This window comes from Nocardia sp. CDC160 (genome assembly GCF_035818795.1).
Classification (GTDB): Bacteria; Actinomycetota; Actinomycetes; order Mycobacteriales; family Mycobacteriaceae; genus Nocardia.
Map to the genome: position 1 here is coordinate 1,572,832 of NZ_JAYKYT010000001.1, position 26,953 is coordinate 1,599,784.

22 protein-coding genes are annotated in these 26,953 nt (G+C 69.6%); 13 read left to right on the forward strand and 9 right to left on the reverse strand.

What is annotated here, in order from left to right; genetic code table 11:
• Positions 1-5 precede the first annotated feature (5 nt).
• The gene (locus tag VMT40_RS07035; RefSeq protein WP_326357091.1) at positions 6-152 is read right to left on the reverse strand and encodes a hypothetical protein; all 147 of its coding nucleotides are present in this window, start codon (positions 150-152) and stop codon (positions 6-8) included.
• A 200-nt stretch (positions 153-352) separates the two neighbouring features.
• Here VMT40_RS07035 and VMT40_RS07040 point away from each other — a divergent pair, with 200 nt between their 5' ends.
• The 7 genes from VMT40_RS07040 to VMT40_RS07070 all read left to right on the forward strand — a co-directional run bounded on the left by VMT40_RS07040 (position 353) and on the right by VMT40_RS07070 (position 7,610).
• Positions 353-1,597 carry an AI-2E family transporter gene (locus VMT40_RS07040; protein WP_442789930.1) on the forward strand — a complete coding sequence of 415 codons (1,245 nt, stop codon included), beginning with the start codon at positions 353-355 and terminating at the stop codon, positions 1,595-1,597.
• Positions 1,598-1,602: 5 nt separating this feature from the next.
• On the forward strand, positions 1,603-2,793 hold the full coding sequence (gene macS / locus VMT40_RS07045) for a MacS family sensor histidine kinase (protein WP_326357092.1): 1,191 nt from the start codon (positions 1,603-1,605) through the stop codon (positions 2,791-2,793).
• Between the two features lie 52 nt (positions 2,794-2,845).
• Positions 2,846-3,508 (forward strand): response regulator transcription factor, encoded by a 663-nt coding sequence (locus tag VMT40_RS07050; protein ID WP_326357230.1) that lies wholly within the window; start codon positions 2,846-2,848, stop codon positions 3,506-3,508.
• 135 nt (positions 3,509-3,643) lie between these two features.
• Entirely contained in the window at positions 3,644-4,312 is a 669-nt protein-coding gene (locus VMT40_RS07055) for a DUF1707 SHOCT-like domain-containing protein (protein WP_326357231.1), read from the forward strand.
• 132 nt (positions 4,313-4,444) lie between these two features.
• The gene (locus VMT40_RS07060; RefSeq protein WP_326357093.1) at positions 4,445-5,257 is read left to right on the forward strand and encodes an alpha/beta fold hydrolase; all 813 of its coding nucleotides are present in this window, start codon (positions 4,445-4,447) and stop codon (positions 5,255-5,257) included.
• Positions 5,258-5,401: 144 nt separating this feature from the next.
• Positions 5,402-5,689 carry a hypothetical protein gene (locus VMT40_RS07065; protein ID WP_326357094.1) on the forward strand — a complete coding sequence of 96 codons (288 nt, stop codon included), beginning with the start codon at positions 5,402-5,404 and terminating at the stop codon, positions 5,687-5,689.
• 265 nt (positions 5,690-5,954) lie between these two features.
• The gene (locus VMT40_RS07070; protein WP_326357095.1) at positions 5,955-7,610 is read left to right on the forward strand and encodes a DUF2339 domain-containing protein; all 1,656 of its coding nucleotides are present in this window, start codon (positions 5,955-5,957) and stop codon (positions 7,608-7,610) included.
• A 58-nt stretch (positions 7,611-7,668) separates the two neighbouring features.
• On the opposite strand, the gene VMT40_RS07075 is transcribed toward VMT40_RS07070, so the two are convergent.
• From VMT40_RS07075 to VMT40_RS07090, 4 genes are read right to left on the reverse strand one after another with little or no spacing between them, the layout of a single operon-like run.
• Complete coding sequence (locus VMT40_RS07075; RefSeq protein ID WP_326357096.1) at positions 7,669-10,905, reverse strand: MMPL family transporter; 3,237 nt, start codon at positions 10,903-10,905, stop codon at positions 7,669-7,671.
• Positions 10,905-11,675, reverse strand: coding sequence for an NYN domain-containing protein (locus tag VMT40_RS07080; protein WP_326357097.1), 771 nt, complete (start codon positions 11,673-11,675; stop codon positions 10,905-10,907). The genes VMT40_RS07075 and VMT40_RS07080 overlap by 1 nt, the downstream gene beginning before the upstream one ends.
• Positions 11,672-12,442: a tRNA (guanosine(46)-N7)-methyltransferase TrmB gene (gene trmB, locus VMT40_RS07085; RefSeq protein WP_326357098.1), complete on the reverse strand. Its 771-nt coding sequence runs from the start codon at positions 12,440-12,442 to the stop codon at positions 11,672-11,674. Before trmB ends, VMT40_RS07080 begins: the two co-directional genes overlap by 4 nt.
• A 59-nt stretch (positions 12,443-12,501) precedes the next feature.
• Positions 12,502-13,920 carry a lipase family protein gene (locus VMT40_RS07090; RefSeq protein WP_326357099.1) on the reverse strand — a complete coding sequence of 473 codons (1,419 nt, stop codon included), beginning with the start codon at positions 13,918-13,920 and terminating at the stop codon, positions 12,502-12,504.
• A 238-nt stretch (positions 13,921-14,158) separates the two neighbouring features.
• Between VMT40_RS07090 and VMT40_RS07095 the strand changes: the two genes are divergently transcribed.
• The 3 genes from VMT40_RS07095 (at position 14,159) to VMT40_RS07105 (ending at position 18,801) form a co-directional block, all read left to right on the forward strand.
• Positions 14,159-14,851, forward strand: a complete 693-nt coding sequence (locus VMT40_RS07095) for a hypothetical protein (protein ID WP_326357100.1) — start codon at positions 14,159-14,161, stop codon at positions 14,849-14,851.
• A 211-nt stretch (positions 14,852-15,062) separates the two neighbouring features.
• Positions 15,063-16,733 (forward strand): hypothetical protein, encoded by a 1,671-nt coding sequence (locus tag VMT40_RS07100; RefSeq protein ID WP_326357101.1) that lies wholly within the window; start codon positions 15,063-15,065, stop codon positions 16,731-16,733.
• A 241-nt stretch (positions 16,734-16,974) separates the two neighbouring features.
• Positions 16,975-18,801 carry a phosphoenolpyruvate carboxykinase (GTP) gene (locus VMT40_RS07105; RefSeq protein ID WP_326357102.1) on the forward strand — a complete coding sequence of 609 codons (1,827 nt, stop codon included), beginning with the start codon at positions 16,975-16,977 and terminating at the stop codon, positions 18,799-18,801.
• Positions 18,802-18,952: 151 nt separating this feature from the next.
• Here VMT40_RS07105 and VMT40_RS07110 read toward each other — a convergent pair whose 3' ends face one another.
• Positions 18,953-20,386, reverse strand: coding sequence for an aldehyde dehydrogenase (locus tag VMT40_RS07110; RefSeq protein ID WP_326357103.1), 1,434 nt, complete (start codon positions 20,384-20,386; stop codon positions 18,953-18,955).
• Between the two features lie 240 nt (positions 20,387-20,626).
• Here VMT40_RS07110 and VMT40_RS07115 point away from each other — a divergent pair, with 240 nt between their 5' ends.
• Positions 20,627-20,830: a hypothetical protein gene (locus VMT40_RS07115; RefSeq protein WP_326357104.1), complete on the forward strand. Its 204-nt coding sequence runs from the start codon at positions 20,627-20,629 to the stop codon at positions 20,828-20,830.
• A 224-nt stretch (positions 20,831-21,054) separates the two neighbouring features.
• Complete coding sequence (locus VMT40_RS07120) at positions 21,055-21,357, forward strand: hypothetical protein (protein WP_326357105.1); 303 nt, start codon at positions 21,055-21,057, stop codon at positions 21,355-21,357.
• On the opposite strand, the gene VMT40_RS07125 is transcribed toward VMT40_RS07120, so the two are convergent.
• Positions 21,319-22,158, reverse strand: a complete 840-nt coding sequence (locus VMT40_RS07125) for a class I SAM-dependent methyltransferase (protein ID WP_326357106.1) — start codon at positions 22,156-22,158, stop codon at positions 21,319-21,321. The genes VMT40_RS07120 and VMT40_RS07125 overlap by 39 nt on opposite strands.
• A 255-nt stretch (positions 22,159-22,413) precedes the next feature.
• On the opposite strand from VMT40_RS07125, the gene VMT40_RS07130 reads away from it, so the two are divergent.
• Positions 22,414-23,583 carry a glycosyltransferase family 4 protein gene (locus VMT40_RS07130; RefSeq protein ID WP_326357107.1) on the forward strand — a complete coding sequence of 390 codons (1,170 nt, stop codon included), beginning with the start codon at positions 22,414-22,416 and terminating at the stop codon, positions 23,581-23,583.
• A 97-nt stretch (positions 23,584-23,680) separates the two neighbouring features.
• On the opposite strand, the gene VMT40_RS07135 is transcribed toward VMT40_RS07130, so the two are convergent.
• Both VMT40_RS07135 and VMT40_RS07140 read right to left on the reverse strand, forming a co-directional pair.
• Positions 23,681-25,501, reverse strand: coding sequence for a hypothetical protein (locus VMT40_RS07135; RefSeq protein ID WP_326357108.1), 1,821 nt, complete (start codon positions 25,499-25,501; stop codon positions 23,681-23,683).
• Between the two features lie 10 nt (positions 25,502-25,511).
• Complete coding sequence (locus VMT40_RS07140; RefSeq protein ID WP_442789914.1) at positions 25,512-26,870, reverse strand: polysaccharide biosynthesis protein; 1,359 nt, start codon at positions 26,868-26,870, stop codon at positions 25,512-25,514.
• Positions 26,871-26,953: the final 83 nt, after the last annotated feature.

Consider the following 26,953-nt stretch of genomic DNA (forward strand, 5'->3'; position numbering starts at 1 on the left):
GACGCTCAGCGCCGCGGCACCCACAGACTGGCCACCGCCAGGCCGCCCGCGATGAGCGCGAACAGCAGGACAACGCTGGCCAGCATGGGGTGATGGATTCCGTCCATCCAGATCTGACCGACCGCGGTGATCGGTCCACTCCACATACTCATGAACGACCTCCTTCGTGCTCGCGGGTGATACCTCCATTGGCCTACGGATCGACGCACGCGGCCAATGCCGTTCCCGGTCGCCCATATACCGAAAACCGAATACCGAGCCGAAACGTCGGTCGGCACGGAATGCGAACCACGCCGTTTCGCACCGACGCGAATGACGCGCCGCACCCAGTAGGCTCGCCTACGTGAGTGAGGTGCAGGCGGCGTCCAGCAGATCCGGCGAGTCCGGCGGGGTGCGCCGTCGCGACACGGAGGCCGTGCACCCGATCGTGCGGCAGGCGGCGGAGTGGTGCTGGCGGCTGCTCATCATCTTCGCGGCGGTGCTGGCGGTGGCCTACCTGGCGCGGAAGCTGTCGACGGTCACGATTCCAATGTCCATCGCGCTGCTCGGGGCGGCATTGATGGCGCCGCTGGTGAATTGGATGCAGCGCTTCGGGGTGCCGCGCGCGATCGGCGTGTTCGTGGCGTTGGTCGGCGCGCTCGGATTGCTCGCGGGGATCATGACCTTCGTCGTGGAGCAGTTCGTCTCCGGTGTGCCGCAGCTGTCGGACGAGTTCAAGACCTCCGTGCATCAGGTGCAGGACTGGCTGATCAACGGGCCGCTGCACCTGAGCAACGACCAGATTCGCAATGCGGGCGACACCATCGTCAAGACCGTCGAGTCCAACAAGGACGCGCTGACCAATGGCGCGCTCACCACCGCCACCGTCATCGGCGAGTTCTTCACCGGCGCCTTCCTGACCCTGTTCATCCTGATCTTCTTCCTCTACGGCGGGGATCAGATCTGGGAGTTCGTCACCCGGATCATTCCGACCGCGCACCGGGAGCGGGTGCGCACGGCCGGGCGGCTGGGCTTCGGCACCCTGACCGGATTCGTGCGCGCCACCGTCATGGTGGCGGCCGTGGACGCCATCGGCATCGGCGCGGGCCTCGCGATTCTCAGTGTGCCGCTGGCACTTCCGCTGGCCTCGCTGGTCTTCATCGGCGCGTTCATCCCCATCGTGGGCTCGTTCATCGCGGGCTCGGTGGCGGTGTTCATCGCGCTCATGACCAAGGGCCTGGTGACCGCGCTCATCGTGCTGGGCATCACCATCGCGGTCATGCAGCTGGAAGGCCATGTGCTGCAACCGCTTCTGATGGGTCGCGCCGTGCGCATCCACCCCCTGGCGGTGGTGCTCGCGATCGCCGCGGGCGTGGTGCTGGCCGGTCTGGCGGGCGGTCTGCTCGCGGTGCCGTTCGTGGCGGTGCTCAATACCGCCATTCGCTCGCTGCTGGCCGATTCGCCGGAAGAGGCGTACCAGGAACTGCACACCGGCGATCCGCACGAGCCCATGTTCCACGCGGATCCGGACGATCCCGATGAGCTGCGCCCGAAGGTCCCCGCGGACGATCATCAGGCGCCGAAGCCTCCCGGCGGCAGCGGTGACACCGGGGACTGACCCTTATGACACCGGGGACTGACACCGATCCCGACTGGGCCGCCTCCGCGCCGCTGTGGCGCGCCGTGCAGGCCTTCCGGCTGGTCACGCTGCTGTATGCGGTGGGCCAGCAGATCGCCTCGGTGCCGCACTACACCAATCAGCGGCTGAGCTGGTTCCTCATCGCCATCATGGTGGTGTGGTCGGGCATCTCGGCGGTGCTGTTGTCGCAGTGGCGAATTCGCCACCACCCGCGGGTGCGCACCGCCGTCGTGCTCGGCGACCACGTCGTGGTCATCGCGCTGATCTTCGCGACCCGGCTGGTCGCGCCCTACGACTGGTACCACGGCCACCAGACCCTGCCCACCACCCTGTGGGCCGCCAATGCCGTGGTGTCCGCGGCGATTCTGCGCGGACCGCTCGGCGGCATCTGTTCGGGACTGCTGATCTCGGGCGCGGTCATCACCGCGCGCGCCCAATGGGATTTCGACGTCTGGCGCGACGCCACCCTGCCCGTCCTCATCTCGGTCGGGTTGGCCCTGGGCCTGGCCTCCAATACCGCCCGCCGCGCGCACGCCCAACTGCAGCGCGCGGTCCGGCTCACCGCCGCCGCCCAGGAACGCGAACGCCTGGCGCGCGAAGTGCACGACGGGGTGCTCCAGGTGCTCAGCTACATCAAGCGCCGCGGCAATGAGATCGGCGGCCCCACAGCGGAATTGGCTCAGCGCGCGGGCGAGCAGGAGGTGGCGCTACGGGTGCTCATCTCCGAGCAGGGACGACGGCCCGACACCGGTGGCACGGAAGAGGATCTGCGACCGCTGCTCACGGCCCAGGCCACGCCGTCGGTCTTCGTCTCCACCCCCGGCGATCCGGTGCTCCTGGGCCGCTGGGAGGCCCGCGAGGTCGCCGCCGCCGTGGCCGCCGCCCTGGCCAATGTGGCGCAGCACGCCGGACCGGGCGCGAAAGCCTATGTGCTGCTGGAGGATACCGGCGACGAATTGATCGTGAGTGTGCGCGACGACGGACCCGGCATTCCGCCCGGTCGGCTGGTGGAGGCGGAAGGCCAAGGGCGCATGGGTGTTTCGCGCTCGATCGTCGGCCGCATTGCCGCGCTCGGCGGCACCGCGCAGCTGCTGTTCGAGGCGACCCCGGTCGAGGGCGAGGAGGGTGCGGGCGCGGAATGGGAATTCCGGGTGCCCGTGCGGCGGCGACATTGAGACCGGCTGGCGACACTGAGACCGGATGGCGACAAGGGGAGCGGAGGCGGAGATGGCGGACCCGGACCCGATCACGGTGATGGTGGTCGACGACCACCCGATCTGGCGCGAAGGCGTCGCCCGCGACCTCGTCGAGGCCGGGTTCGACGTGGTCGCGACCGCCGACGGGGTCCGCGCCGCCGGGGCCCGCGCGAGCGCCGTCCAGCCGCGGGTGGTCCTGATGGACATGCAGCTCCCCGACGGCAATGGCGCGGATGCCACCGCCGAGGTGCTGCGCGTCTCGCCCCGCACCCGAGTGCTGGTGCTGTCCGCCTCGGCCGAACGCGACGACGTCCTCGACGCCATCAAGGCCGGTGCCACCGGCTACCTGGTCAAGAGCGCCTCGGCCGCCGAACTTCTCGACGCCGTCCGCGCCACCGCCGCCGGGCAGGCCGTCTTCACCCCCGGCCTGGCCGGTCTGGTCCTCGGCGAGTTCCGGCGCATCGCCAATACCCCCGCCGATCGCGACGAACCCCACCGCCCCGCCCTCACCGACCGCGAGACCGAGGTGCTGCGCATGGTGGCGAAGGGCTTGTCCGCCAAGCAGATCGCCACCCGCCTGGGGCTGAGCCACCGCACCGTCGAGAACCACGTCCAATCCACCCTGCGCAAACTGCAACTGGGCAATCGGGTGGAGTTGACCCGCTACGCCATCGAGCAGGGTCTCGACGAATAGGCGGGCAGGGACTCGACGAGTAGTGGGGGAGCGGATCAGGGATTGCCCTGATGCGCCGACGGCCCTTACCGGCCTAGCCTCGAAGGCATGGGAGGTCCTGAAGCGGTTTCCGCGATCGCTACCGGCAACGCCGTGATCGGCGACCGGGATCTACGGGTATCTGATGTCGAACGCGAACATGTCGGCCGTCTGCTGCAGCGCGCGGTGGGGCTGGGCATGCTGTCGCTGGGGGAATTCACCGAGCGCATGGACACCGCGCTCGCGGCCAAGACCCGCGGCGAACTCAATACGGTGCTGGTCGATCTGCCGGGCATCCGGCTCGTCGGGCAGCCCACCCAGGCCCCGGCGCCCGCGCCCGGCTTCCACCAGGGCCCACGCTATCTGCACCAGCCGCATCGCTACGCGGCGGCGCAGCGCATGCCACAGGCCGTGCCGGGCAATGTGATTCGCGCCCGCCTGTCCAGCGTGGAGCGCAAGGGCGCGTGGCAGGTGCCGCCGACGCTGATGATCAACAGTCTGCTGGGCAGCGTCCGCCTGGACTTCACCCAGGCCGTGATGTCCACCCAGGTGGTCGAGATCCACGTCAACGACACCTGCGGCTCGCTCGAGCTGATCGTGCCGCCCGAGGCCACCGTCGATATGAACGCCATCGACCTGGTCGCCTCCAGCGCCGAGACCAAGGTCCGCACCGGCCCGCCCATCGGCCCGCTGCACATCATCGTGCACGGCACCCTGCGCTTCAGCTCGGTCAAGGCCAAGCACCCCTTCGGGACCAACTGGAAGCGGTTCCTCAACGGCGCGTGACCGCCCGCACCGCCGGGTCGCGCCCTGCGACCGAGCGCGATCGCGCCCCGCGACCGAGCGCGATCGAGCCGGGCGACCGAGCGCAATCGGGCCCGGCGGCAAGCGGATCCGGAATCGGTTAGGGTCGCGGGCATGGAAGGCGTCGAGGTTCCGGAGGCAGTGCACCGATCCGGCGGCGGCGAACCGCTGCTCCTGCTGCACGGCGTCCTGCTGACCTGGCAGTCCTGGGGATCGGCGCTCGACGCACTCGCCACCGATCACGCCGTCCTGGCGCCCACCTTCCCCGGCCACTGGGGCGGGCCCGAGGCCGCCCGGCCCGCCACCGTGCGCGCGCTGGTCGACTACTGCGAACGGCTGCTCGACGAATCCGGTTGGGACACCGCGCATATCGCGGGCAATTCGCTCGGCGGCTGGGTCGCCCTGGAACTCGCGGCCCGCGGTCGAGCGCGCTCCTGCACCGCCATCGCGCCCGCCGGTCTGTGGCGGGCCCCGGCCGCCGCGGATTCCCTGCTGCGCAAGTTCCGCGCCTTCGGCCCGCTCATCGGCCTGGGTCCGGACCGGCAGCCGACCATGCCGACGCTGCTGCGCAGCCTGCTGCTGCCGCTGCTGGCGAATCGTCCTGCCGCGGTACCCAATCCGCTGGCCAAGGCCATGACCGCGGCCATCACCGAATGCGCCATCGTGGACGACCTGGCCGAGGATCCCGCTCTCCCAACGGGTTTCACCGGCCTGCCCGAGCTGGAAATCCCGACCACGATCCTGCTCCCCGCACACGACCGCGTCCTGCCACCCCACGTCTACGCCCCACTCACCTCCACCCAGACCCTCGAGGTACGCACACTCCCCGCCCTCGGCCACGTCCCCATGCTCGAAGCCCCGGACCTGATCACCGCCGAGGTGCGCGCCACCATCGCCCGCGTAGCGGCCACCGCGCGCCCCGCGTGATCGCCCCCAACCCGCGGCCATATGCCGCTGCCCCGTCGCATGACCCGCGTCGCGGGCGCGTCGCTCCGATTCGCGTAGTAATCACGGTTGGCCCGGGTGGTTCTACTCATGTGAGCCGAGGCCCAGGTCGAAAGTATGGCGGACATGAATCTCGCCATCGATCCTCGCCTGATCGCGCGGCTGTCGACTGAATTCACCTCGCTCAGCGAGCACCTGAACATCCTCGGCCGCGACCTCGAAACCCTCCGCTGCCAGGTCGTCGCCGAAAACGCCCGCCCCACCCAGCAGCCGACCCCGCCCCCCCGCGCCCGCCGCCGCACCCCAGGCGACGGGCGCGACCATGCCCACGGCCCCCGATCCGATCACGACCCCGGGCACCACGCCTGGAGGGGCAGCCCGTGGAACCGCCGCCGGTGGTTCGTCGAGTCGTGACGTGCCGCCGCCGCCCGCGCCGGTGGCGGGCCAGCCGCCCGCGTTTTCCGGCACATCAGCCGGTGGCCCGACCGCGGTTGCGTGGAATCCTTTCACGTCCGTGAATAGTGGTGGAACCAGCCGGAATTCGCCGATCGCACCGATTGCTGGTTGGGGCGGTCAGTCCGTGCCGACCGCGGGACCGACTGCGAGCCAAGGCGTTCCGTCCGCCGGAGTATGGCCCGGCTCGATGGCTCCGGTGCCGCAGCAGCCCCCCTATAAGCCCATGCCACCGCTACCGCAGCAGCGGCGTGGCGCGTATGCCCGGCCGGTTCGCGCGCCGTGGTGGCAGCGGGAAGGCGTGATCAGCCGGGTGCTGGCCGTCGCCGGTGTGGCGGTCACGTTGATCGGCGTGGTCATGCTGCTGGTGTTGGCGGCGCAGGCCGGGTTCTTCGGGCCGGTGCCCAGAGTTGTTGCGGGCGCGCTGTTCTCGGGGGCGCTCGTGGCCATCGCCATTCGCGTCGCCGGGAAGGCGGGCGGCAAGGTTGGGGGAATTGCGTTGGCGGCCACCGGTATCGCAGGGGGATACCTGGATGTCATCGCGGTGACCTCGATCTACCACTGGTTGCCCCCGGTGGTCGGGTACGCGGTCGCGTTGGGGATCGCGGCCGGGGGTGTCGCCCTGGCGGTGCGGTGGGGGTCGCAGGCACTGGCCGTGCTGGTGGTGCTCGGTGCGGCGCTGCTGGCCCCGTTCGTGAGCACCGAGTTGGTGGTGCTGCTGGGCTTCCTCATCGTGTTGCAGATCGCCGCTCTCCCGGTGCAATCGGTGCGTGACTGGCCGGTCCTGCACGTGGTGCGGACCCTTCCTGCTGCACTGACCACGCTGTTGGCCGTCGCGGCATCGGCCCTGGAGCTGAGCGGTGACGACACCTCGACGGTGCAGCGAATCCAGGTGCTCGCCGCGGCCACCGTCATCGCGGTCGCCGGGCTGGTGGGTGCGGTACTCGCCGGACGGCGACGGGCCGGGGATATCGCGGCCAGCCTGAGCTTCGCCGCCGCGACCCTGCCGCTGCTCGCCGCGCCGATCATGTTCGACCGCACCGGTTCCGTCCTCGTCTCCGCGTCCTTCGCGGCCGTGCTGCTGGTCGTCGCGGCCCTGCCCTGGATTCCGAAACTGAGTGGTGCCCTGCGGATTCCGGGTCACCTGGCGGTGGTGTCCGGCCTCGCCGGTGCGTTCGCGCTCCTGGAGGCGTGCATTGGAATCTCGCGGGTGCAGACCCTGCCGGTGGCGCTGTCCGTTGTCGCCATGGGCTTCCTCGCGGTGGCGGGTCAGCAGCGGTCGCGGGTCGCGGGTGCGCTCGGGGCGGCCTACGGTGCGCTCGCGGGGATGACCTTCTTCTACCGCGTCGACCCCGGAACCCTCGCCGGACGGTCGGAAGCCGCAGCGCACCTGGGCATTTCCACCGCGCTGTCCGCGCTCATGATTCTCGCGGTGCTGGCGGTAGCGGGTTGGAGTGCCCGCCGACTCGGCCTGCTGGATCGGGAATCCGATGCCACCGTGCTGTCGGTGTTCGCGGGTCTGGCCGGGCTGTACGCGGTCACGGCGCTGACGGTCTCCCTCGGCGTCGCCACCGGCAACCCGGACGGCTTCCGGGCCGGTCACGGCATCGCCACCGTGGTCTGGATGGCCAGCGCGACCGGTGCCCTGCTCTACGGCCTGCGCAGCCTGTCGCGGACCCCGCAGCGCGCGAAGGTCGCACTCGCCGCGGGACTTCTGGTCACCGCCGCCGCGCTCGCCAAGCTGTTCCTGTTCGACCTGGCGACCCTGGACGGACTGCTGCGGGCCGGTGCCTTCCTGGTGGTCGGCGTCCTGCTGCTCCTGGTCGGCACCCGCTACGCGCGCGCCTTCGCCGACGTGGACACCCGCACGCCCACCGCGTGATCCGCACGAAAAACGAACGCCCGGCCGAGAATTCGGCCGGGCGTTCGCGGTGTCGCGCTCAGTCGCGGTTCTGGCGACGCAGCAGTTCGTTGACGCTGACCTGGCGGCCCTCACCGCCGCGGTGCTTGGCGTCCTCGTCGGGCTTGGGGCGGCGGCGCGCGGAGCGCAGGTCCGACATCCAGCCCTCGATGCTGCTGCGGTTGCCGCCCTGGGGCTGCTCCGGCGCGGCGTGCTGCGTCGGATGTTCCTCCGGGGCAACAGCTTCCGCGGGCTGCTCGGTCTCGGGCGACTGCGGCTGGTACAGCTGGGCCCGCGTCGCCGGATGCGGCGGGAGCTTGGGGGTGGGCGGCGCGGACGGTGCCGACGGGGGCAACACCCGCTCGGAGCCGACCACGGGAGGCGGTGCATCGCTCGGCGCGGCGGGCGCGGTGGGTTCCGAGATCGACGGCAGCCCGGTCGGCTGTGCGGCGGACGGTGCGGGCGGCGGCGTGAAGGCGCCGTCCTGACCGCGCGCGGCTCCCTTACCGGGAGAAGCGAAGTCGCCGATCGGGTGCGGAGCCACCGGACCGCGCGCCGACGAGCCGGAACCGAGATCGGTGGTCGGCGCGTCCGGGGACGCCGCACTGGTGACCCGGCGCGGCGGGAGCGCGCCGCCGGACTCCGCCGGGCCGCCGAGATTGGTCAGCGGTGCGGCGGAACCGGATTCGGGTCCACGGGTCGAAGACGTCTGGTCGGCCTTGCCGGAAGTGTCGGTGCCGGAATCGGATTCGGGCGTCGAGACCAGCCCGGAGAGCGGGCTCGGGGTGGCGGTGCCGCTCGGCTTCGCGACGAAGTCCGGCGCCGGGCGCGACGACGGTGTCACCCCGTGGCCGGGACGCGCTGTGGCGGAAGGGAATCCGGGCGCGGGCCGATCGGCCTCGGGAGCCGGTGTGGCGGCGGGCGGTGTGGGCTCGGCGCGGTCGATGCGCTGGGTCGGGGCCTCACTGTCGATGTCGACGGTGCGGCGCGGACGCGGCTTGCGCGGCCGCGCGGGCGCGGAACCGTCGGTGACCATGGGGATCTGCATGGTGACCGGGTCGGTGATCGGGGTGGTCTTGACCAGGTCGACCACCTCCCCGCCGCCGGGTCGCTCATCGTCGAGAATGGGCTCGCCCAGGCCGATCTTCTGCTGAATCTTCTTCATCCACTTGGGCGCCCACCAGCAGTCGTCGCCGAGCAGCTTCATGGTGGCCGGGACCAGCAGCATGCGCAGCACGGTCGCGTCGATGAACAGCGCCGCCACCATGCCGTAGGCGATGTACTGCATCATCACCAGATCGGAGAAGGCGAACGCGCCGGTGACCACCAGCAGGATGAGCGCGGCCGCGGTAATGATGCGGCCGGTCTGCGCGGTGCCGGAGCGCACCGCCTCGGTCGTGCTCGCGCCCTGGGTGCGCGCCTCGACCATGCGGGAGAGCAGGAAGACCTCGTAGTCGATGGATAGGCCGTAGACCACGGAGATGATCAGCACCAGCACCGGCGACATGATCGGCTGCGGCGTGAAGTTCAGCAGGCTCGCGCCATGGCCGTCGATGAAGATCCAGGTCAGGATGCCCAGCGTGGAACCCAGGCCGAGCGCGCTCATGAGCGCGGCCTTGATGGGCAGCACCAGCGAGCCGAAGGTGAGGAACATCAGGATGGTCGTCACCAACACCACCAGCGCGATCATCAACGGCATGCGCTCTTCCAGCGCGTTGATGGAGTCGGCCTGAATGGCGGGCTGGCCGGTGACCATGACCTCCGCGTCGTCGGGCACCTCCATGGCGCGCAGCGCGGCGATGGCCGCATTGGCGTCCGCGCCCTTCTCGAGGCGGCCCTCGGAAACCCAGACATTGGAGCCGTTCGGCGGCTTCTGCGTCGGGATCTGGAACTTGCCGGTCGAGATCAGGCCCGGCGTATCGGCATTCGCCTCGCTGATGATCGGCCCGACATTGCGGCTGTTGTCGGTGACGATGACCAGCAGCAGCGGATCCGACTTGCGCATCGGGAAGACTTCGTCGAAGTGCTGCTGCGCCAGGCGGGTCGGATTGTCCGGCGGCAGATAGGTTTCGCTGATGCCGCCGAAGGCCAGGTTCTTCACCGGGATGATGAGCAGCAGCAGGCCGACGGTGATCGGAATGGCCACCTTGAGCGGGTGCTTCATCACCCACGCGGTGAGCTTGCCCCAGAAGCCGTTCTCGATCTCCTCGGTGCTCTTGGTCTTGCGGAACCACTTGAGCCCCAACGCATCCACCCGCTTGCCCAGGATGGACAGCAGCGCGGGCAGGATGGTGAGCGCGGACAGCGCCGCCAGCGCGACCGTCGCGATGGTGCCGTAGGCCACCGACTTCAGGAAGCCCTGCGGGAACAGCAGCATGCCCGCGCTGGCCGCGATGATCATGGTCGCGGAGAAGACGACGGTGCGTCCCGCGGTCATGATGGTGCGCCGCACCGCCGATTTGGTGTCGTACCCGTCGGCGATCTCCTCGCGGAAACGGCTCACGATGAACAGGCCGTAGTCGATGGCCAGGCCCAGGCCGATCATCGAAACCACCGGGGAGACGAACGAATTCACCTCGGTGAACTTGGTGATCCCCATGACGATGCCATTGGCGCCGACCACGGTGAGACCACCGATGATGAGCGGCAGCGCGGCCGCGACAATGCCGCCGAAGATGAAGAACAGCAGGATCGCGACCACCGGGATCGCGATGACCTCCATGCGCTTCTGGTCCTGCGCCATGGTGTCGTTGAGCGTGCCCGCGATCGGCACCATGCCCGCGACCTCGACCTTGACGCCCGGAATGCTCAAGTCGTTCTTGATATTCCGGTAGTTGCGCATGTTCTCGGTGTCATTGTTGCCATTGAGCGCCAGCGTCGCGAAGGCGTGCTTGCGATCCGGGCTCGCGGCCTGCGCGACCTGGGTACCGGTGTCGAGCTTCCACGGCGCGAAGACCACCCCGGAGATCTCGGGATGGTCCTTCGGCAGGCTGTTGAGCTTGTCGATGACCTTCTGGCTCCAGGCCGGATCATCGATGGTGTCGCCGTCCGGCGCGGTGAACAGCATCACGATGTCGCTGCCGTGATCGCGCCCGTAGACCTGATCGCGCAGCACTGCGGCCGCGGTGGACTGCGAGGTGGGGTCGTCCCATCCGCTGGAGCTGAGATGGTCCTCCAACCCGAAACCGAACGCGCCGAGTGAGAGCAGTGCCGCCACAACCACACCCAGAACGGTGTATCGCAGCTTGTAGACCAGGTCGCCCCAGCGGGTGAACACTAAGCGACTCCTTGAGCGGGGCGGGAGGTGAGCAGGGCCGACAGCGGCCGGAACGGCTGCAACCAGGCTCCCTCGTCGGGCAGCGAGTCGAGGCTGACCCGGGGCAGCGGTTCACGGAACACGCCCGGGATGTCCTCGAGGTCGATGAACTCGAGAATATCCGACGTGACGGCCCAACTCGCGTGCTCGCGGAAACCCAGCACCTGAACAGGCACGCCGGAGGCGGCGATCTCCTCGAGCGGCGCGCGGAACGCCTGACCGTCGGCGGAGGCCACCATGATTCCGGCCAAACCGGCTCCGCGACGGCGCAACTCGATATGGGCCAGCATGTCGCTGTCCACATCGGAGTCCTCGTCGATCTTGGGCTTGGCGAAGACGGCGTAGCCGACATTGCGCAGGGCCTCGACCCAGGGGCGCACCACATCGGCGGTTCCGGGGGCGATATTGGTGAAGACGGTCGCCTCGGGTTCGACCCGGGTCTTGCTGCCCACCGACAGTTCCGCGGTGCGGGCCAGCAGCCAGCGGCCCAGCGCGTCGAAGCGCGGGCGGTAGGCGGCGGTCGGGCGACCGCCGAGGATCGCGCCGAGGCCCATGTCGAGGTTCGGCGCATCCCAGACGAGCAGGACGCGGCGCACATCGGTGGCGGTGCCACCTAGGCCAACAGTGGCGGTGCCGCCGAGGCCCGCGGTGCCCGATAGTTCGGCCGACGGGGTGCCGTGCATTATTTCGGCAACTTCCGTGACCTCCGGGGCCATCTCACTGACGCTCATGATTCGATCTTCCCCCAGATGAACTCGGTGATGGCGCTACCCGCGCGGAGTCCTTTGTTTTCGAACTTGGTAATCGGGCGTTCGAAACCAATCGGTGCCTTGGTTCGATAGGCCTCCGGGTCCCCGCCCGTGGGCTCGTTCATGCCGATGAGCTGCGGTTCCGCATTTCCGTAGTGCGCGATCCACTCCGCGTAATCGGCATGATCAGTAGCGACATGCAACACGCCGCCCGGAATCAAGCGAGTCGCGATGAGTGCGAAGGTTTCCGGCTGCAGCAGCCGTCGTTTGTGATGCCGCGCCTTCGGCCAGGGATCCGGAAAGAACACGCGAACCCCGGTCAGCGATTCGGGAGCAATCATATTTTCCAGGACATCCACGGCATCCCCGCGCAGCAGTCGAATGTTCTCGATTCCCTCGCGCTCCACGCGCTGCACCAACTGCGCCAGACCCGGCTTGTAGACCTCGATGCCGATCAGATTGAACTGCGGCTCGGCCTGCGCCATGGCCGCGGTGGCCGTGCCGGTGCCGCAGCCGATCTCGATGATGAGCGGTGCCGAGCGCCCGAACCAGGCGTCGGCGTCCAGCTTTTCGTCGGAGACGTCCTTGCCGATCCGTGGCCACACCCGATCCCAGGCATCCTGCCGCGCCGGTGACACCGCGCCGCGACGAGCGCGGAAGCTGGTGACACGGGGGTAGAGGCGGTTGCCGCCCGGCTGGCCGGGAACAGGCTCGGCGGTGTGGTTCGCGGCGTCGTTCACGGCGTCCATTGTCCAGTATTGGATGATTAGCGCAGCAATCGACCAGGGGTTGCGGCGAGCGCGAACACTCAGGCTGCCAGGCCCGACACCTCGCCGGACGCCGGTGCGGCGGGCGCCCGCAAGGGCAGTCCGAGCGTGACTCGCATTGCGGTAGTTGCCATTTCCACCATGCCGCGCCAATGCGCCGGGGACAGCGCGACCGACCAGACGGTCTTGGTTATGGGTTCGGTAAGAGTTTTCCCGGCCAGCCGATCGGCGAGCCAATCCAGGCTCATCGGGGTCGCCAGCGGCAGCAGCGAGAAATGCTCGCTGAGGCGATCGCGGACGTACCAGACCGCCGCGCCGCCCGCCCGGTACCGATCGACCTGACCGTCGATGCCCTCGACGTCGATGACCTGGTCGTGCACGGGCTGGATCACCAGTACCGGACAGGCGGGCGCGCGATTGCCCAGGCGCAGATCGTCGAACATGGCCTCGAGGTCCGGGAGGATCTCGACCAGGGGCCGCGACAGGTAGTCGTCCATGCGGCGGCCCACCAGCAGCGGCAGCACCGCGATCGGGCCCAGACTGCGCGCCCGGTCGAGCAGGCGACGGCCCTCGGGCGTGAAATCGCGGCGGACCACCTCGGCCATGGCCGGATACACCTGCCGCAGTGCGGCGATCACGATGGCGGGGAAGCCCGCGAACGAGCTGCCGTCGAGTTTCAGGAAGACGTGGCGGGGATCACCCACCGGCGCACCCAGCACCGCGCCGACGATGGTCAGCTCGGGCGCGTACTCCGGGGCCATCTCCACCAGCCACGAACTGGCCATGCCGCCACCGGAATAGCCCCACACCGCGACCCTGGTGTCGGCGCGCAGGCCCAGCGGGGCGAAGCGCAGGGCGGCCCGAATGCCGTCCAGCGCGCGATAGCCGGGCTCGCGCGCGACACCGAAATTGCCGTGCGGCCCTTCGTGATCGGCGATGCTGACGGCCCAGCCGCGGCGCAGCGCGCCCGCCACCAGCAGCCACTCCAACTGGGTGATCGAGCCCGGCGAGAGCGCACCGCGACGCAGGGCATACGACGGCGCGCAGCGATCGGTGACCGCGTCCATGGCGGTCTGGAAGGCCAGCAGCGGGCGTTCGGCATCCGGCGCCGCGCCCGCCGGGAGCAGCACGGTGGTGATCGCCACCTCGGGCTTTCCGTGCAGATCCTGGCTGCGATACAGCAGTTGCCACGCGGTCACGTGCTGCGGCACCAGGCCGAAGAGTGCGATCTCCACCTCGCGGTGCCGCAGGATGGTGCCGGGCGCCCGCCGCGCGAAGCCGCGCGGCGGGTGGAAGAACGGATCCTGACTCGGCGGCAGCGGCCTCCCGCGCTCGGGTGTGCCGCTGTGTTCGGGTGTCGGTGCGAGGGCGACCCGCGTGGGAATGCTCGGTGGGGTGCGGCGGGCCCGTTTCGGCCGCGGTGTCTCGGATCCTCCGATGACGTCGGCATTGACGGTCATCGCTACCTCCCCTCGTCGCGGCGGCCGTGGACCGAGAGGGATCGCCGCAGCCGTGCATCGGCTCTGATGCCGACCGAATCGCCAGAGTAGGCCGTTTCGGGGGTGTCTGTGAAGAGCCGTCGCAGCGAATTGTGCTGGCGCACAGAAGAACCCGGATCGGTCTGTTCTCACCGCGTGACCTGTGAGTTTGTGATGCGAAACCCGCACGCGCCCAGCGGGTTCCGGCTAGGCTGCCCGCGTGCCGGTCGGGCGATCTCCGCGCATCCAGGTGACGGGCCGGGCCCGCGCGGGCAAAACCACCCTGCGACATGCGCTGTCACTGCTCACCGCCGAAGAAACCCGACCGGTCGATCAGCCCGGGCAACCACCCCCCACCCTCGATGCCGACCTACTCCTCTATGTCCTCCCGGGCACCGCCGACCGTGCCGACCGCCGCCTGCTCGCCACCCTGCCCCCGGAACGCACCCTTGTCGTCCTCAACAAGGCCGACGCCATCGGAACCCGGTGGTCCGACGCGGCGACCATGGCCGAAAACCTCCGCTCCGACCTCGGATTCGCGACCTTTCCGGTGGTCGCCGTCCTGGCCGCCCACACCCGCTCCGGCATCCTCACCGACGCCGATCTCGACACCTTGCATCGCCATCGCGACCGCCCGGACCCACCCCTGACCCTGTCCCACGACCTGTTCACCGCTCCGGACCTCGCCCCCGATCCCGAAGCGCGCCAAGCCCTCCTGGACCGCTGGGACCTGCACGGCGTCTCCTGCGCCGTCACGGCCCTCCGGCACGACCCCACCCTGGACGCACGGGCCCTGCTACAGATCCTCCACTGCGCCAGCGGGATAGACCGCCTCCACCACGAAATCCACCGCCGCTACACGGCGATCGCGTCGACCTCTGCCACGACGTATCCGGTCCCGGCCAAGTCGTAACCGGCCGTGGCCAAGCCGAAACCGCGCGCGGAACGAATCAGCGGTGTTGATACCCGATGACCACCCCGCCGATCCGCCGCTTCCCGAACCGAAGCCGGTGGCCTCCCCGAGCCACCCGCCGACGAGTGATCCGTGCGTCCCGTCACTGCGGCTGCCACCGATAACGGTGCCGCCGGAACCGACTGCCGCCCCGCCGGATAGCGGGCCGCACGTGACCACCGCGCCACGGCCGACGTCCGATCGGCTCGAACTGCCACCACCGGTGCGTGTGCCCGCGGACCCGGTGCCGCCGCCGCGATCCGCCCGCGCGACCCCGGCTTCGGCCGCCGAGCCGGAATCCGGTGCTGCCCCAACGGGGCCGGACCCGCGCGGTGGCGGGCTGGAACCTCCACCGCTGCCGCCCGCGGCGGAAGCCGTGGTGATGCGGTGGAATCCGCACGGCGTGGCACTGCTGCGGGCGGTGGTCCGCCCCGCGCGGGCGGCGACGCCGACCGTCGCCCTGATCAGCGCCGACGAATCGCATGCGGCCGCGCTGCGGGTCGAGCTCGCGCGCTTTCTTCCGCGCATCGACGTGGACGTGATCGCCGCGCAGGCCGAGCGGGTCCCCGACAAGGTCGAGACGGAATCCGTTCGGCGCGATACCGTCCCGGTGCCCGTGGCACTCATCGTGCTCGAGGCCGGAGCCCTGATCGGCGAGCACCTGCTCGCCGAGGTGCGGCGGTTGCGCGCCGAAGGGACACGGATCGTGTTCGCGCTGGACGGGATTCACGCGCATCGGGAGTGGCGAGAGGTGCGCAAGCTCGACACCGAATTGCTCGCGGAGATCGACGGCGGCGGCGAGGAGATCGTGCCGGTCTCGGCGCGGATGGCGGCGGTGGGGCGGGCGAGCGGGGACGCGGCGCTGGTGGATCGATCGGGGGTGGGCCTGTTGCACGCGCGGCTGGTGGCCGCCGCGGGGGCGGGCGCGGTCGGGGATCAGGTCGCGATCGTGCGGGAGCGGGTCCTGGCCGAGACCCGGCGGCGCATCCGCGCACAGGTGGACAAGCTGCGGGGCCGCGATGACGTGGCGGCGCTGCGGGAGGAGCGGGCGCGGCTGCTGGCGGTGAACGACGGCGGGCGCGGCAGTGCCATGGCCGTGGTGCGCAATCGCGTTCAGCTGGCGCGCGTCGACCTATTACACGAGGTAGGGACCCGAATTCGGGCGCTGCACACCGACCTGCGTGCCGAAATCGACGGGTTGGCGCGCGGTGCGCACGCGGAATTCTCGCGCCACGTGAGCGAATCTGTGGAAAAACTCACACGGGAGATGGACCGCGCGATTCGCTTCCGGATGGCCGAATTGTGCCGCCAAGTCGAAGAATCCGTCGCGGAGGAATGGCATATATCTTTTCCGCCGCCCACGGAACGGGGTTCGCGGTCGGTACCGACGCCGGGGCCGCGGCTGCGGGGCGTGGAGGACCACCTGGTGATCGCGCTCGGCGCCTCGGCGGGGTTCGGTCTGGGCCGCCTGGTGGCGGCCCCGCTGAGCCTGCTGCCCGCCCTCGACTACGCGATCATGCCGGTCGGTTTGGCCCTCGGTGCCGCGGCCGCCAGCTGGTTCGTGCGCGCCCGCAGACACCTCGCCGACGGCGCTCACCTGCGGCAATGGGTCGCCGACGCGCTGGTGGACGCCCGTGCGCAGCTGGAGCAGCGGGTGGCGACGGCCCTGGTCGACGCCGAGGAACGACTCACCGACGAGGTGCTCGGCAGTGCCACCGCGCGCATGGTGGAAATCGACCTGCGGGTCGGTGAATTGGAGGAGCAATTGCGTCAAGCCGCCCATCGGCGCCCCGCTTTACTGCAGGCATGCGAACGTGACCTGGCAGTACTCGAATTCGCATAGTGGCTGTTCGGAGGTTTCGACCCGATACCGACTGGACAACCCGATTCCGTACACGTCGATATGTGGCGTTAACCTCTATGGCAGGAACTAGGGCATCCGCCGCGCTCTTGTACGCACGTCCAGCCGGGACGGGCTGACGGCGAGACCGGAGGGGGCCCTGCCGCACTTGGTGGCACTCGGTGTCGCGAGCCGCGCTCCTCGGCTCGAGGCCATCGGGGCCGCCCATCTCAGGAGAGTTTTCATGACCTCAGCGACCATTCCTGGTCTTCACGATGGCACCGCGCCCACCGAGCACAAGGAACTGCTTGCCTGGGTACAGGAGGTCGCAGAACTCACCCAGCCCGACCGCGTGGTGTGGTCGGACGGGTCCGAGGAGGAAGCGGCCCGGCTCTCCGAGCAGCTGGTCGCCGCGGGCACCTTCAAGAAGCTGAACGAGAAGAAGAAGCCCAACTCCTACCTGGCGCTCTCCGATCCCTCCGACGTCGCCCGCGTCGAGTCCCGCACCTACATCTGCTCGAAGACCGAGGCCGACGCCGGTCCGACCAACAACTGGGTCGACCCGACCGAGATGCGCGCCACCATGACCGAGCTGTACCGCGGCTGCATGAAGGGCCGCACCATGTACGTGGTGCCCTTCTGCATGGGCCCCCTCGGCGCCGAAGACCCGAAGCTGGGCGTGGAGATCACCGACTCCGAGTACGTCGTGGTGTCCATGCGCGTCATGACCCGCGCGGGCTCGGCCGCCCTGGAGAAGCTGGGCACCGACAAGCCGTTCGTGAAGGCCCTGCACTCGGTGGGCGCCCCGCTGGCCGAAGGCCAGGCCGACGTGCCGTGGCCGTGCAACGAGACCAAGTACATCACCCACTTCCCCGAGGATCGCGAAATCTGGTCCTACGGTTCGGGTTACGGCGGCAACGCGCTGCTGGGCAAGAAGTGCTACTCGCTGCGCATCGCCTCCGCCATGGCGCACGACGAGGGCTGGCTGGCCGAGCACATGCTCATCCTCAAGCTGATCTCGCCGGAGAACAAGAACTACTACATCGCCGCCGCGTTCCCGTCGGCCTGCGGCAAGACCAACCTCGCCATGATCCAGCCGACCGTCCCGGGCTGGCGCGCCGAGACCCTCGGTGACGACATCGCGTGGATGCGCTTCGGCAAGGACGGCCGCCTCTACGCCGTCAACCCGGAATTCGGCTTCTTCGGTGTCGCCCCCGGCACCAACCACAGCTCGAACCCGAACGCCATGGCCACCATGGAGGCCGGTAACACCGTCTACACCAACGTCGCCCTGACCGACGACAACGATGTGTGGTGGGAGGGCCTCGAGGGCACCCCGGACCACCTCATCGACTGGAAGGGCAACGACTGGTTCGAGCGCGAGTCGGAAACCCTGGCCGCGCACCCGAACTCGCGCTACTGCACCCCGATGTCGCAGTGCCCGACCCTGGCTCCCGAGTGGGACGACCCGCAGGGCGTGCCGATCTCGGCCATCCTGTTCGGCGGCCGCCGCAAGACCACCATCCCGCTGGTGACCGAGTCCTTCGACTGGCAGCACGGCGTGTTCATGGGCGCCACCGTGGGCTCCGAGCAGACCGCCGCCGCCGAGGGCAAGGTCGGCACCGTGCGCCGCGACCCGATGGCCATGCTGCCGTTCATGGGCTACCACGTGGGTGACTACCTCAACCACTGGATCACCCTCGGCAAGAACGCCGACGCTCAGGCGCTGCCGAAGATCTTCTACGTCAACTGGTTCCGCCGCGGCGCCGACGGCCGCTTCCTGTGGCCGGGCTTCGGCGAGAACTCCCGCGTGCTGGAGTGGATCGTGGGCCGCATCGAGGGCACGGCCGCGGCCGAGGCCACCCCGATCGGCAATGTCCCGCACGCCGCCGACCTCGACCTCGAGGGCCTGGACGTGAACCCCGACGACGTCGAAGAGGCGCTCGCGGTGAACGTCGAGGAGTGGAAGAACGAGATCCCCTCCATCGAGGAGTGGTTCGAGTTCATCGGCGACAAGCTACCCTCCGGCCTGCGCGACGAGTTCGAGGCGCTCAAGCAGCGCTTGGCTTGACAGCCGGTCGTGGGGGCTACGCCCCCACACCCCCGGAAAAGGTATGCGGGGGCCATGCCCCCGCACCCCCAAAGCTGGGTGCGAGCCGCACCCCGTAACGCAATGGCTCGCCCGCACTTTCAGTGCGGGCGAGCTGTTTTCGTTCAGCGCTTCACGAACCCATGGGCAGGAGAAGGGATTTGGTCTCGCAGTAGGCGTCCAGGCCTTCGGGACCGTTCTCGCGGCCGATGCCGGAGGTTTTGTAGCCGCCGAAGGGGGCGCAGGGGTCGAAGGCGTACCAGTTGATGGCGTAGGTGCCGGTGCGGACCTTCGCGGCCACAGCCGCGCCGTGCTCGATGTCGGTGGTCCAGACGGAACCCGCGAGGCCGTAGTCGCTGTCGTTGGCGATGGCGATGGCCTCTTCCTCGGTGTCGTAGGGCAGCACCGAGAGGACCGGGCCGAAGATCTCCTCGCGGGCGATCGTCATCGAGTTGTGCACGTCGGCGAAAACCGTTGGGCGGACGTACCAGCCGGGGAGGTCGTCGGGGCGGTCGCCGCCGCGGATCAGGCGCGCGCCCTCGTCCTTGCCCTTGGCGATGTAGCCCTCGACGCGTTCGCGCTGCTTCGCGGAGATCAGCGGGCCGAGCTGGGCGGCCGGATCGTCGGGCAGGCCCAGTGGGAAGAGGTCCACGGAAGCATTCAGGGCGTCGAGGATCTCGTCGTAGCGGCCGCGCGGGGCGAGGATGCGGGTCTGGGCCACGCAGGCCTGGCCGCTGTTCATCAGACCGGCGAAGGCGAGCTTGGGCATGTCCTCGATGTTCATGTCCGGCAACAGGATTGCCGCCGACTTACCGCCCAGCTCGAGCGAACAGCGCTTGAGCTGGCTACCCGCGATCGCGGCGATCTTGCGGCCCACCGCGGTGCTGCCGGTGAAGGTGACCTTGTCCACGCCCGGGTGCGAGATCAGGTATTCCGACGCGTCGGCCTCGGCGGGCAGCACCGACAGCACGCCCTCGGGCAGACCGGCCTCGGCGAAGATGTCGGCGAGCACATTGGCGGCCAGCGGGGTCAGGGGCGCGGGCTTGAGCACCACGCTGCATCCGGCCAGCAGGGCGGGCGCGAGCTTGTTGACCGCCAGGAAAACCGGGACGTTCCAGGCGATCACGGCGGCCACCACACCGACCGGTTCGCGGGAGACGCGCGTGGTGCCGAACAATCCGGTGCGAGTCTCGTTCCAGGGGAACGACTTTCCGAGCCCGGCGTAGAAATCGAGGGTGGCGCGGGCCGGGACGTAGTTGAGGGTGCTGGCGGCCATGGTCGGCGCGCCCATCTCGGCGGACAGCGCGGCGTTCAGCTCGCCCGCCTTCTGATCGAGCAGGGCGATGACCCGGGTCAGCAGCGCGGCGCGCTCCTCGGGCGGGGTGGCGGGCCAGGGTCCGCTGTCGAAGACCCGGCGGGCGGCCGCGACCGCGGCATCCACATCGGCGCGGGTGACGACGGGCACGCTGCCGACGGTTTCCAGGGTTGCGGGCGAGACGACGGGGAGGGTGTCGGGACCGGCCGGTGCGGTCCAGCGGCCACCGATGAACAGACTCTGGTACTCCATGAGAACACGTTACAGTTTTGCGTCTTCGACTGTCCCGGTCATGGCGGGCAACCGTCCCGCTGACCGGGATCTTTCTTTGAAATTCGACCTCTCGGTTTCTAAGCCGCCTTGTTACCCGTGCGGCAAAACGTGGTTCGGATTCGGAGTTGCCAGGCGGTGGCCTATGCTCTGCGAAGTACGCCTTTCTCCACCAATCCGGTCGGTTGCTATGTATTAGCTTTGCGAAAGGTAGATCCCCGCATGACTGATATGCGCATCGATGACTTCCTGCTCGGCGAGTTGTCCGATGTCGACTCGTCGGAGATCAGCACTCCCATGCGGCGGGCCGCCAATCAGTTGCAGCGCGTGCTACCGCCCGGCTGGCGCGTCGAGGTCGTGGAGGCGACCTATCCGACGGTGCGACAGGGGCAGCCGGTGCTTCGACTCATGATGCCGGAGGGCTGAATCCGCCGCCCCAGAGCGGGAATCGCGCCGAATCCGCAGGGGTGCAAGCGGTTCCGCATCCTTGTGGCAAATCCATAGCACCGCGAAAAAACGAATTCCAACCTGTCGGTTCGCTTTTCACCGAACGCACTATTGCATTCGACGGCCGTAGCGAGCATGCTTTATAGCTACCGTGGATAGCTCGCTCGATACATGAACCGTTACCGCACAGGGGAGTCCGAGTCATGGCGGTGCAAGTGGTCGATCGGTCGCTGATGACCAGTGATCTCACCCCGCATCAGGCGAAAAGCGTTGGCGCAGGCGGATGGGTGGTGTCCTTCCTGCCGGGCCGGACCCTCACCCTGGCACAGGCCGCCGCCGCCCTGCAGGCGGCCGAGGCGGTTGCCGCGGTGAACGCCCTCGCCGGTCAGGTCGGCCTGACCGCAATGGAGACCGTTGGGTTGGCTACCCAGGAGTCACCGTGGAGCGAACCGGAGCCGTGTACCGGTTTACGCCGCATCTTCCGGTGCGGTCTCGCCGAACGCTGACCGCGCCCGCTTGGTCGCCACCACCACCAGGTTGCTGACCAGCAGCTCCCGCAGGCCCGGCACGCGCACCAGCCACCAGGCCCACCGCGGGTGATAGCGCGGGAACACGGCGAGAATCTCGATGTCGTCCGGAGTTTCGCGCGCCCAGCGGATGCCCTCCGACGCGCGCACCGCGAACAGCGAGCGCCCGAAGCGGTTCTTCGGCTCCCGCCCCTGCTTGCGCCGATACCGCCGCGCCGCGTACTCCCCGCCCAGGTAGTGCCACGGCCCGGTCTCGTGGCCGCCGAACGGTCCCAGCCACACGGTGTACGAGAAGACCATCAGCCCACCGGGTTTGGTGACCCGAAGCATCTCCTCCGCCATCACCCACGGCTGCGGCACGTGCTCGGCCACATTCGAGGAAATGCAGATCTCCACGGCGTCATCGCGGAACGGCAGCGCCATCCCCGACCCGCGCACCGCGCCCGCCACCCGCAGCCCGGCCGCGTGCATCTCCGACGGATCCGGCTCCACCGGCAGATACCGGGCCCCTGCCCGCCCGAACTCGTCCGCGAAATACCCCGGCCCGCCGCCCACATCCAGCACGATCGTCCCGCGCAACGACTCCCCGGTCAGATCCCGATAGAAATCCCCCACCAGATCCGCGGTATCGGCGGCCACGCCCCCATAAAAAACAGCCGGATCGCTCTGCTCGAACCGAAAACTCCCCAGCAGCCGAAGCGACCTGCGCAGCGTCGCCCGCCGGGCGAATCGCGGGCGCTGCCCGGCACGGCGCGTGAAGGACTGCTCAGCTCGAAGCACGGCGGCAAGTCTCGCATAGCCGAGTCGGCGTGCACCGCGGGCCTTCGGGACCGGGCTACTGATTTGGCGAGGCGAGGGTAACTTCTGGGGTACCCCCGAAATGGGGTCGGCTCCCAACCGCAGCACGGATGCATGGCGATGAACGGCTCCTAGCCGTCCGCTGAAGTTGCGGGGAGGCGGTACGGTGGAGCCCATTGTCTGTCCGCCCCTGACCGTCATCGTCCTGTCGAGTCCTTAAACCCTGGAGATCCGCCCGTGCGTGAAGTGCTGCTGCTGTGCTGGCGCGACACCGGGCATCCGCAGGGTGGGGGTAGTGAGCGGTATTTGGAGCAGGTCGGCGCGCAATTGGCCGCGCGGGGCGTGAAGGTGACGTTGCGGACCGCCTGGTATCCGGGGGCTGCCCGGCGGGAATCGGTGGACGGCATCGAGATCAGCCGGGGTGGGGGTCGGTTCACCGTGTATCCGCGGGCGCTCGCGGCCATCGCGCTCGGTCGCCTGGGGATCGGTCCGCTCAAGGGGCTGCGGCCGGACGCGGTCATCGACACTCAGAACGGCATTCCGTTTTTCGCGCGCGCCGCGACGGCCGCGCCGACCGTGGTGCTCGTGCATCACGGCCATCGCGAGCAGTGGCCGGTGGCCGGGAAACTGGTGGGCCGGATCGGCTGGTGGATCGAATCGCGGCTGTCGCCGCGCGTGCATCGGCGCAACCAGTACCTGACGGTCTCGCTGCCCTCGGCCGAGGAATTGACCGCACTGGGCGTGGGCGGATCGCGAATCGCGGTGGTGCGCAATGGCGCCGAGCCGGTACCCGCGCGCGTGCCCGCCGGGGACGAGAGCACCCGCACCGCGCACCCGAGCATCGTGGTGCTGTCGCGGCTGGTGCCGCACAAGCAGATCGAGGACGCCATGGCCGTGGTGGCCGGGCTGCGCGGCCGGATTCCGGGCCTGCGCCTGGATGTGATCGGCGACGGCTGGTGGGCCGACAATCTGCGCGCACACGCCGATGAGCTCGGCATCGCGGCGGACGTCACCTTCCACGGCCACGTCGACGAGGACCAGAAGCATCGGCTGCTGGCCCGCGCCTGGGTGCACGTGCTGCCCTCGCGCAAGGAGGGTTGGGGTCTGGCGGTCATCGAGGCGGCCCAGCACGGGGTGCCGACGGTGGGCTACCGCAGCTCGCGCGGGCTCACCGACTCCATCGTGGACGGCGTGACCGGACTGCTGGTCGACGATCCCGCCCAATTGACCGAGGCGGTCGGCGATCTGCTCGACAATCGCGAGGCGCGCATCGTGCTCGGCGAGAAGGCGCGGGCGCGGGCACGCGAATTCTCCTGGGAGCAAACCGGAAACGGCGTGTACGAGGTGCTGTCCGCGGTGACGCGCGGCGAGCGGGTCAGCGGCCTGATCGCCCCGGCACGCGACTGAATCTCGGCCGTTCGAGATCGGCATCTTCCGCGAACCAAGCGTGCGGATCTACTACGCCTCATAGTCTCGAAGCATGTGGATCATCGTCGTCATCGCGTTAGTCAGCATTGTCGTGATCGGGGTGGGGTTCGCGCTCGGCTTCCCGAAGGACTGAACGGCGCACCGAGGGTGCTGCGGCGTGCCGCATGGAAGGCACTGCGGCGGTGAGGAATCCGCCGATGAGCAGGGCGGCCCACAACAGATGCGCGGCCCCGGATGCCCGACGGCTCTCGGGTGAGGCGTCATTGGGTGTGATGTCGCCCGGCACCTTGTACAACTGGAGATTCGCGTCGGAATACACCGGATTCAACTGGGACAGAGTATTTTTCGACTCCCCGAGCGGTCCGGGCGTGCCGCCCTCGACCAGCACCCAGCCCACACCGAGCACGGCCAGCTTGGACGCGGGCTCGCCACGCGACAGCATTTTCTCCACCCGCCGCGCCCGGACCCCTTCACCGGCGACGACTCCGGCGCGCACCGGAAGTTCCCCCGTCTGCAGGACATCTCGGCGCAGCATGCGCGGGGCGGGATCCAGCACCGGCGCCTCGCCCGAATACCCGAACCTGCGGAACATTCCGCCCGGTAGCACGGCGACATCACCCGGCGCGTCGACCAGCGCGGCCACCCGCTCCCACCCTGCCGGGTAGTGGACCGGTCGCAGCGCCCCATCGACACCCCACGCCATATCCGGCAGGGCGATGAGCGTCGCGACAATGAAAAGCGTTGCGGCAGCGCCCGTCCGGGTCCGCGCGGGCCGTTCGCCGAACGATCCGTCGAGGACGTTCGCCGAGATCCACCGCCCGGCGACCCGGCACCCCGCCGCCGCGCACAGCGTGTACGCGGGCATGGCGAGCGCCACGTATTTCTGGGTGTCACGGAACAATCCGGCCCCCGGCACCCGCGTCACCAGGAACTCACCCACCGACAGTCCCCACCCGGTGGCACCGAGGGCGGGCAGGACGATGGCCGCGGCGGCCAGCCAGAGCAGTCGCCGCTCGACGGTTCCGGCGCGGTGGACCGCGCGCAGTCCGGTGGCCACCACGGCGAGCAGCGCGATCGTCCCGATCAGCGCGTAAAAGGTGGTGCGGGAATCGGGTACGGCCGTGCCGTTCCAGATGCCGCCCAGCCCCGCCAGGCTGCCCAGCGTGCCGAGCCAGGGTTCGGCGCGGGCCGCGAAGGCGGCGATGCCCGCCGGATCGGAGGGGGCGGCACCCGAGCTGGACAGCGCGGTCGCGACCAGCCAGGGCGCGGCCGAGAGGATCCAGAGTGCCAGCACCGCCGGAAGATTCCGCTTGCCCGCCACCAGCAGGGCCACGCAGCCCGCCAGCAGCGAACCGGTCGGGGTCAGACCGGCCGCGGCCAGGCAGCCCGTCAGCGCGGCCCAGGTGAAAATCGTGCCCGCGGGTTCGGCGGCGCGTAATCGGGCCGCCAGCAGCGCGATCCAGGGCAGCGCGCCATAGCCGGTGAGCAGGCTCCAATGCCCTTGCAGCAGCCGCTCGGCCACATAGGGATTCCAGATGGCGACGGTCGCGGCCACCAATTGCGGGCCGAGTGACACGCCGAGCAGCTCGCGCGCCAGCGCGGCCGCGCCCCACCCGGCCAGCCAGATGGCCACCAGCAGAATCGCTTTGACGAGGATCCCGCCGTCCACGACCGTCGACAGCGTCGCGAGCAGCGCGTCCTGCGGCACCGCGCGCGGCGCGGCATCGCCGAGCCCGAGCGCGGAGTCGGTGAGATACGAGCGCGGGGTGCTGACCGCGTCCCGCAGCAGCAGATAGCCCGAACCCAGCAGCGGGCCCAGCACGAGCAGGGCCAGCGCCAGGCTGTACCCCGCCGGTACCGCCCTGCGCCACCGCCGCTCCCCGACCTCCGCGTTCACACCCGGCACCCTACGTTCCGCCCGCCCCGAGATCGGGGACGGGCGAAGGGTTTTTCGCGCCGTCGCGTGCCGCGCGCAAGGCCAGGCCGGTGATCACCAGCGTGGTGACCGCCGCGGTCCCGGTCGCGATGCCGATCAGCGCCAGCAGCGAATGCGCGCAGGTCAGCATGACCGCGACCCCGACGCCCAAGCCGATCCAGGTGATCGCGGCGGGCGCGGTCCGATCCGCCGCGATGGCCGACAGCAGCGCCGCCTGCAGGATCGCCAGCAGCGCGCCTTCGAGCGCGAACAACCACAGCAGCCCTTCGATGGGCGCGTAATCGCGGCCCGCGAACAGCGGTGCCAGCGGCGCGGCCACCGCCGCGCCGAGCACGGTGATCGCCCCGATCCCGACCAGGACGGCCAGCGCCGAGCGCATGGCCCGCGCGGAGTGCTGCGGCTGCGCCATCTTGGGATAGAGCACCACCCCGACCGCCTGCGGCAGCCAGAACGCGATCTTGGCCGCGATCGCCCCGAGCGCATAACGCCCGGCATCGTTCTCATCCAACACGATTCGCGACACCAGCAGATCCGCCGCCGACAGCGCCGTCAACGCCGCTTGCACCTGCACCGCCCGAAACACCGCCGCCACCCCGAGCCCCCACCCGCCCGCTCGCTCGGCAGCGGCCGACGCCGATTCCCCGCTCAGTGCCGACCAGTCGGCCGTATTCTGCGCGGTGGCAGCCGTTTCGGCGTCTACCGCGGTCAGTGCGCGGGCGGAGACCGTGGTATCGGAGACCCGCCGAGCCGCAGCGGCGGCATGGGTGAGGCGGTGGGCGAGAAGGGCTGCGAGCGCCGCACCGCCCGCCCCGGCCCACAGCGCCGATGCGGGTCCGAAGCCGCAGGCCAGCAGGATCAGCGCGGGCGTGACGCGAATGATCGTCGCGCCGCCCAGCACCGTGGCCAGTTCGCGGAAGCGGCTGCACCCTTGGAGAATGCCCTGCTCACCCGCGAGCAGCACGAGCAGCGGTGCGGTGCACAGCGCCCCGGCCGACGCGGCGAGGCTCACCGTCAACACCGCGCTGATAATGGGCGCCAGCACGATGGCCAGCGCGGCAACCATTCCCGCGCACCGCAGGGCCAACGCCCGCGCGGCCGCCATTGGCGCGCCCCGAACGATCTCCCGCGCCACCACGTTCTGCAATGCCAGGGCTGGTACCGCGCACATCATCTGCACCGCGAGCAGACTCGCGAAGGCGCTGTATCCGCTCACACCCAGCCACCGGCTGGCCAGCAATTGCAGCAGGTACCCCGCCACATTCGCGGTCATCGCCCCCGCCGTCACCAAGGTCAGGTCTTTGACCACGGGCAGACGGCGTACAGCAGACACGCCCGCAATGCTGCCATTCGCCGCCCGCGAAACGACAACGGCCCAGCACCTTCGAGGTGCTGGGCCGTGTAGCGAACGCGAGC

Bases quoted from the DNA above. Each gene is read 5' to 3' on its own strand.
- VMT40_RS07035 (WP_326357091.1), bottom strand. From the start codon at position 152: ATGAGTATGTGGAGTGGACCGATCACCGCGGTCGGTCAGATCTGGATG.
- macS (WP_326357092.1), top strand. From the start codon at position 1,603: ATGACACCGGGGACTGACACCGATCCCGACTGGGCCGCCTCCGCGCCG.
- VMT40_RS07050 (WP_326357230.1), top strand. From the start codon at position 2,846: ATGGCGGACCCGGACCCGATCACGGTGATGGTGGTCGACGACCACCCG.
- VMT40_RS07060 (WP_326357093.1), top strand. From the start codon at position 4,445: ATGGAAGGCGTCGAGGTTCCGGAGGCAGTGCACCGATCCGGCGGCGGC.
- VMT40_RS07065 (WP_326357094.1), top strand. From the start codon at position 5,402: ATGAATCTCGCCATCGATCCTCGCCTGATCGCGCGGCTGTCGACTGAA.
- VMT40_RS07070 (WP_326357095.1), top strand. From the start codon at position 5,955: ATGCCACCGCTACCGCAGCAGCGGCGTGGCGCGTATGCCCGGCCGGTT.
- VMT40_RS07080 (WP_326357097.1), bottom strand. From the start codon at position 11,675: ATGAGCGTCAGTGAGATGGCCCCGGAGGTCACGGAAGTTGCCGAAATA.
- trmB (WP_326357098.1), bottom strand. From the start codon at position 12,442: ATGGACGCCGTGAACGACGCCGCGAACCACACCGCCGAGCCTGTTCCC.
- VMT40_RS07090 (WP_326357099.1), bottom strand. From the start codon at position 13,920: ATGACCGTCAATGCCGACGTCATCGGAGGATCCGAGACACCGCGGCCG.
- VMT40_RS07105 (WP_326357102.1), top strand. From the start codon at position 16,975: ATGACCTCAGCGACCATTCCTGGTCTTCACGATGGCACCGCGCCCACC.
- VMT40_RS07110 (WP_326357103.1), bottom strand. From the start codon at position 20,386: ATGGAGTACCAGAGTCTGTTCATCGGTGGCCGCTGGACCGCACCGGCC.
- VMT40_RS07115 (WP_326357104.1), top strand. From the start codon at position 20,627: ATGACTGATATGCGCATCGATGACTTCCTGCTCGGCGAGTTGTCCGAT.
- VMT40_RS07120 (WP_326357105.1), top strand. From the start codon at position 21,055: ATGGCGGTGCAAGTGGTCGATCGGTCGCTGATGACCAGTGATCTCACC.